This window comes from Salinibacterium sp. (assembly GCF_031364185.1).
Classification (GTDB): domain Bacteria; phylum Actinomycetota; class Actinomycetes; order Actinomycetales; family Microbacteriaceae; genus Rhodoglobus.
In genome coordinates this window covers 1-6,831 of sequence record NZ_JANLVV010000152.1, presented here as the reverse complement: position 1 = coordinate 6,831, position 6,831 = coordinate 1, and the positions used below count along the sequence as shown (strand labels likewise).

Genomic DNA, 6,831 nt, shown 5'->3' with positions numbered 1-6,831 from the left:
CCTTGACCCAAGACCGCCCGACCCGTTACCCGGATACAACCACAAGCTCCCACTAGCGTCCAGAGCAATCACATCACGCGAACCATCACCATTCACATCCCCAACGCCAGGGCTCAATAGCGGGCGGCGCCCAGGATCGCCCGAACCGACGATCATGTCCATGACATTCCAGCCGCTGCCGACCAATACCCGGCCCAACCATCCTCCACTGCCATTTCCCCGATATAGCCAGAGAGAACCGGCCATATCGCGACTCAGCACGTCAGCAGTGCCACTTCCATCGAAGTCGCGCACACCAACGATGGCAGTCATCGTGTTCCAGTCTGTTCCGATCTGCCGAGCTGGGCGCAAGGATCCCGCACCCGTGCCGCCGTGCAACGACAACCGGCCCGCAACATCGACGCTCATGAGATCGTTGTGACCATCACCATCGAAATCTCCGACCCCAAGGACCGCGGTCGCCAAGTTCCATCCTGATCCAAGCGGCTGGGCAGTCCTCAGACCACCACGGCCATCACCGGGATAGAGCTTCATCGCTCCGTCGGAGGTAATAGCGATCAGGTCTTCACGGCCGTCTCCGGTCATATCTCCCGGAGCGACAAGCCCCACTACCGAGTTCCACCCAGTAGCTACCTGCACTCGAGCCCTCAATCCTGCCCATCCATCGGTGGGGTAGAGCCAAAGCACGCCTGCCTTGTCAAGCGCGAAAATATCGCGGAGTACATCCCCATTGACATCGCCGGCGATGGCAACTCCCACCATCTGGTCCCAGCCCTGTCCAACGCGCACCTTCGGCTGCCATGAGCCCGACCCGTTGGTCCCATAGAGCCACAAGTCGCCAGACTTGTCGCGACCAAGCACGAACGGCGGCTCGTTGGTCGCGGGGAGTGGCACACCTACGGGCGAACCGAACCAATCGGTGTAATAGTTGAAAAAGTTGCGGTTGCCGTAGCTTGAGCAATTGTCACCCAACCGGTAGGGATTAGCGATGGCTGCCGCGTTGGGCTGGTAGGGCGTGTAGTTGTAGAGCGCGGCTGTCGCGTAATTTCGAATGTTTACATATGTGCCCCCGCAGCTCGCACTCGTGAAAAAATCAATGAAGTGCACCCCGGGTTGCCGCGCGAACGCAGCCGCCTTATAGGCTTTCAACTGACCTGTACCGGAGATAATTTGGGTCGCGAGACCTTCAAATGCGGTGTCGCACGGTGCCGTATCGGGGCAACCCATTCCCATAGCAGCCCTGAGCGCGCGGCTGCTTGGGGCCTGGTCCGTGACGAGACCTTGCTCCTTCTGAAGTGTGACCAAGATCACCTTGGCCGAAATGCCACAAGCAACCTGCGTTCGATAAATCAATTCGGACGCACGCATCTCACCTCCCGCGATCGCGGAACATATCAGCGCGCCGGTTGACTGCGAGTACCGAGCAGCGCGAGCGGCTACGGGCAGGACTGCAACATTGAGACACATTCCATTGGCACAAGCGCCGATTTTGAGGTCGAGGAAAGACTGTATCTCAGTCGCAGACATCGCGTTGCTGTCGTAGAAAAGCTCATCGGTGATGATGAAGCCCGGGTCAAAGACAACGCTCGACTCCGCCCTATTCGCGGGCACGAGCAGCGACAGAACCAGCGCCATTGTCGCAACAATGACACACACGAACCGCATCTTGGCCAATGGAACCCCCCGATCAACCACCCACGTAAGTCTATGCGCGGATCGCCAAACCCCAGCGACCGCCGCGCCCGATCCATCCTAAAGCAGGTCGCCCGAAATGCCTTTTTTACAGACTTCCGTCAGGTGCGGCCAGCATGGAGGCGAGCCGCGGACCGTTGACGCTGTACGAGGCGTGCCCTCTGACCCACTCGACTCCTGCACGGGCCTGAGCCTCCCAGGACTCTGGGCAATCAAGCACGCGCCGCAGGTTTCGAGTGACCTCATAATGGCGGGTGACAATCCACGCATCACGCGACTCGGGAAGAATGGTTGGCTCATCGTCTTCCGATGGGCTCATCATGACCACGCACCCCGCAGCTAACGCTTCGATCCCGAATACCCCTGGGGTCATGGAATAGAACTGATTCAGTACTATGTGGGCCCGCGCGAGGTTTCCAACGACCTCTTCATGCGGCTGCCTGAGAAGCTCGACGTAGTCGAAGTCGTAGCCCTCATCGCGCAGTTCGGCGACCGCCGCTCGAACGAGTTGCGTACCTTTGATGACCGGCGACGACGGCGCGTGCAAGATCACAGGACGAGACGTATCCTCGAATTTTTCGAAACTCGTCGCGATCCGTTCATCAGGAAAGAAGTACAGGAACGGCTCGGTTGGGCGGGTTATGTGGGAGCTGTTGTCGAACGGCGACGTGAGAATCACGTCGGCATATTCATCTGCGGTAGCGGCGATCTCCCGTTGGTATGTCTCGTAGGAGGAACTCGCAAATAGTGGGTTCGTTTCCGCTAGGTACGTGCCAAGATTCGGTTCGCCGCGCTCTCGTTCCAGCTGAGCCATGAGCTCAGGCGAGCGGACATCGTTCCCTGTGAAATAGCACACGACTCTCTTGCCGCGCCTCTTGAGGAACTGAAACTCATACCGGCGTCGATCGTCAGAAGCGGTGATGAATCCCTGGCCGCCAATGTAGATGAAACCGTCGGCACGCGCGGCGAGTTCTCCCAGCTTGATCGGGCCACGAAATCGCTTTGCAAACCAATCGCCGAGTACGGTTCGAGCTTCCGGGGCCTGCCAGTCATAGGCGTGCTGGTAGAACGGGTGCTTGGCCATCACGGCCGATTCGGCCGACGGGAGAGCGCTCGCTACGTCGATAACCATGTTCGCGACCTCGTAAGGCCCCACGATCCACTCGACGGAATTCCCCCGCCCGAACCGTCGATGGTATTCGTAGCTTAGGTGAAGACACACCTTCTTCGCGAGGACAATGAACTCACCGGTAATCGTCATGATTCGAAACGGCTAGGCCGTCAGCCGATAGACGGTCACGCGAACGATTTCTGGTACCACTCGACCGTCTCGGCAAGCGCATCGCTGCTGAGTACAGCAGGCTGCCGGCCTACAAGAGATACGAGTCGACTCGCATCGGCTTGGTGGCGCCGCACGTCGCCGGGACGTTCCGGTGTGTGCACCACGGGGTGGTTGGGCACCCCCATAATTTCGAAGATTCTTTCAACCAACACGTTCACAGACGTTCCCACGCCCGTCGCCACGTTGATCTCAAGGCCTCGTGCCTCTGGCGTCTCATGGATGGCAATGGTCAGGTCGGCTGTATCCCTCACGAAGGTGAAGTCTCGTGTCTGCTCGCCGTCACCATGGATTTCTATGGGCAAACCCTTTGCCACTCGCTGCACGACAATCGGGATGATACCCGCGTACGACCCGGGATTCTGGCGAGGTCCGTAGTTGTTGAAGGGGCGGACAACGGTCGCGTCGATTCCAAAGGTCTTGACGTATGAGCGGATGATGTGATCTTCGGCTGCCTTTGCTGCAGCGTACGGCGTGATCGCGTCATCTGGATGGTCTTCATCCATAGGCACATAGTGGCCAGAACCGTATGCCTCGGAACTGGACATGTGCACGAGACGCTCGACCAGGCCGCGACGAGCGATCTCGCAGAAGGTGGCCGTAATCCCGATATTGGTCATCATCGTCCAGTGGGGATATGCCAGGGACGTGGGGAGCGGAACAACTGCCAGGTCGAATACTGTCTCGATCTCGTGCTCCGCGACGACATCCTGCATCGCAGCGAGATTAGATGCATCAAGTCTGAGCACGGTGAGATCCGGGTAGGCCGAACGAGCGTGATCGAGGTTCGCATCGTTGCCCAAAAAGTAGTTGTCGACGACAACAATCTTCTTGGGGCCTTCCGAGATGAGCCGGTCGACAAGATGGCTGCCAATGAAACCGGCACCGCCGGTTACTAGAACGCTACGGTTACGGAGAGACACCCACGTATCCTATCCGGGTTCGCAGAGGTGCGGCCTCGCGAGAGGCGGTCAGGCGAGGCCCGCAAGCTCGGCCTGTCGGGCAAAATCAGGGTGGGCGTTGACAAGCTCTGCGAAGGTGCCGCCTCCGAGCAGTTCGCCTTCGCGCATGAAGAAGATTCGATCTGATTGCTGGATGGTGGCGAGGCGGTGTGCCACCACGACTTTTGTGACGTCGGCTCCAATGGAACCGATCGCCGCCGTAACTAGGGCCTCGGTTTGCGTATCCAGCGCACTCGTAGCCTCGTCCATGACCAGCACAAGTGGGTCTGAGTACAGTGCCCTGGCAATTCCCAGTCTTTGTCGCTGGCCGCCAGAAAGAGCAAGACCCCGCTCGCCCACTTTGGCTTCCATCCCGCCGGGGCGGGTGGAGACGAGTTTCCACAATTGTGCTCGCTCCAAAGCCCGCTGTACACGAGCACGGTCATAGTCAGCGCCCCAGGTGAGAGCTACGTTCTGTGCAATGGTGGCGTCAAAGAGCGCCACCTCCTGAGGCACATAGCCGACCTGCGACCGCCAAGATGTCCGCAGCTCTGTGAGCGAAGTGCCATCGACCTGCACAGTGCCAGAGGTTGGCTCCAGCAGGCCGAGGAGAAGGTCGACCATCGTCGATTTGCCTGATCCGGACGCGCCAACAAAGGCGACGGTCGAGCCGAACGGAATCTCGAGGGACACATTGCTGACTGCAGGCGGCGCTTCGGGGAAATACCGAAAGCTGACGTCATTGAACTGAATCACTGCAGGCGATGGAGGCACTTCCATGACACTACGGGCGCTCTCCGCGCTGCTGCGCTCGGTATCTGCAAGCTCAACAAGAAGCTGCCGAGGGAACTCGGAGGCGGCGATCATGGCCGACAGCACCGCCTGAAATCGGATGACAGAAGGGGCGACCCGAAAGCCCGCAAGCGCGAACAATCCAATTGCCGCTATCGCCTGTTCGAAACCGCCGAAAACGAAGCCAGCCCCACCGATGACGACGAAGCCCCCCACTATGCCGGCCTCAAGGCCGAACCGCGGCACCTGCCCCAAGAATTGGATGTTAGCCCGCGCCTGCGCGCTGGCAGTGCGCGACTGCACAACGACATCGGCAACCTCGGACTCCTTGTTTCGAAGGGTAACCTCCTTCATCGAGGCGATAATCTCGAGCACAAGTCGCGCAGTGCGAGCGCTGTTGTTTATGTTCACTTCGCCAGCAGTTCTGGCACGACGGGCGATCCAGAAGAAGAGCACCACACCGATAAGAAGCAGATACAACAAAGTGGTGACGGCGAGCAGTGGTTCGACTACCGCGAGGGTAGCGATTACCGCCACAAGGCCGACCAATTCGCTCAGCAGTGTCGCACCCGGCATGAGGAACGAATTGACACTGGCGTCCACGCCACTATCTGAATAGCGCATGATGTCGATGGAGTTCTTGCGAAGTCTGTCTCTCCATGGTGCGGCCAGGTAGGCGCGCAGGACTCGATCGCCCATGGCTACCTCATACTGCGGGATTCGACGAGTAGCCCACCAGGTGACGACAACCGAAAAGACACTCTTAGCGATAAGGATCGCGCAGATCACTAAGATCGCCCAGACGACCCCGATGGTATCAAGCTCGCCAACTATCGGCAGCACAACCGCAGCCCCGATAGCAACGGGGCCTATGACCACTGCCAACAGGCCGAGAGCAGCCGCATCGAATAGGGCGAGAGAAGCTAGCAGCCAAGAGTAGGTCCACAGAAACGCTCTACCCCCTTTCGGAAGCGCCGCCAACAGGTCGCGATAGAGGGAAAGAACCTGTTTCACTCGGGTGCTCCAAACTTTTCGACTGTGGAAGTCTATGCGGCTCCAATCCGAGGTCACACCTCAGCAGCGATCACCGACCGGCTTGCGCCGGAGCGGCAAGCATGCCGGCCATGACTCGGCCCCACACCTTGCCCTGCTCCTCACCGGAGAGGCCATGAACGCTCCGCTCCGACGCAGCCTTGAACTCCGCAACCTTCTCCGCCGTGAGCGATTCCAGTGCGGCGGCGAGAGAGGATGGCTCGAAGTCGGGAAGTACCACTCCGAACCCATGCTCGTCGACGAACCGCGCCATCTCTGGGGACGGCCCGACAATGACACCCAGGCGCGCCTGAACGTAGTCAAAGAACTTGTTAGGGAGGCACCACGCGAGGTTGAAAGTAGTCGGTGGGAAGATACTGAGGCCGAGGTCGTACTGGTTGAGCGTCGGCACGAGGTCGCTGTATGCGACAGGCTCACGAAACCGGATGCGCGGATCATCGCCAGCCAGCGCTCGGAGCTCCGACATGAGCGTGGACTCCCCGCCGACAAGGAAGAGGTCGAGAGTGACGTCTGCTGACGACTCGCGCACGCCCCTGATCATGATGTCGAGACGGCGCTGCACGGCGACACCACCGCTGTGCACGAGTCGCACAGGGGAGCCGACCGATTGCAGACTCAGATCGTGGTACGGGGTGGCATTCACGACGAGCGTTGCTTCGAATCCGAATACTCGCTTGTACTCGTCAACGATCCCAGAGCTCACGGTCGTCGCGGCCGTCGCGGTCGCCGCATAGGTGCGGCACAGCCAGGAGTAGTAGGGCTGGTAAAGAAGATTCCACTTCACCGACGGGAGGCTCTGCTTCGGCGCATACTCGTGCATGTCCGCGAGCACTCCGCTACGCGAGACGAGTCGGGATGTCATGAACAGCGTCTGGGCGTCGTGGGCGACCACGGCATCCCATGATTCATCTTTCAACCGCTCGTACGCGGCACTGTCGCGAGGCTCGAGCAGCGAAAACTGCCGATGGAGACGCAGAAGCAGGAGGAGCGAGAAGATGCCGGGGATGCGGGCGA

The 6,831-nt window shown here is 59.6% G+C and carries 5 protein-coding genes; all 5 read right to left on the bottom strand.

Features of this window, described 5'->3' with window-relative positions; translation table 11 throughout:
* Nucleotides 1–1,695 (bottom strand): VCBS repeat-containing protein (locus RMN95_RS07135; protein ID WP_309616246.1); only part of this gene is annotated, 1,695 nt, incomplete at its 3' end.
* A gap of 85 nt (nucleotides 1,696–1,780) precedes the next feature.
* On the bottom strand, nucleotides 1,781–2,953 hold the full coding sequence (locus RMN95_RS07130; protein ID WP_309616245.1) for a glycosyltransferase: 1,173 nt from the start codon (nucleotides 2,951–2,953) through the stop codon (nucleotides 1,781–1,783).
* A 35-nt stretch (nucleotides 2,954–2,988) separates the two neighbouring features.
* Complete coding sequence (locus RMN95_RS07125; RefSeq protein ID WP_309616244.1) at nucleotides 2,989–3,954, bottom strand: NAD-dependent epimerase/dehydratase family protein; 966 nt, start codon at nucleotides 3,952–3,954, stop codon at nucleotides 2,989–2,991.
* A gap of 48 nt (nucleotides 3,955–4,002) precedes the next feature.
* Nucleotides 4,003–5,778, bottom strand: a complete 1,776-nt coding sequence (locus tag RMN95_RS07120; protein WP_309616243.1) for an ABC transporter ATP-binding protein — start codon at nucleotides 5,776–5,778, stop codon at nucleotides 4,003–4,005.
* Between the two features lie 70 nt (nucleotides 5,779–5,848).
* On the bottom strand, nucleotides 5,849–6,831 hold a 983-nt coding region (locus RMN95_RS07115; protein WP_309616242.1), incomplete at its 5' end, for a glycosyltransferase family 1 protein.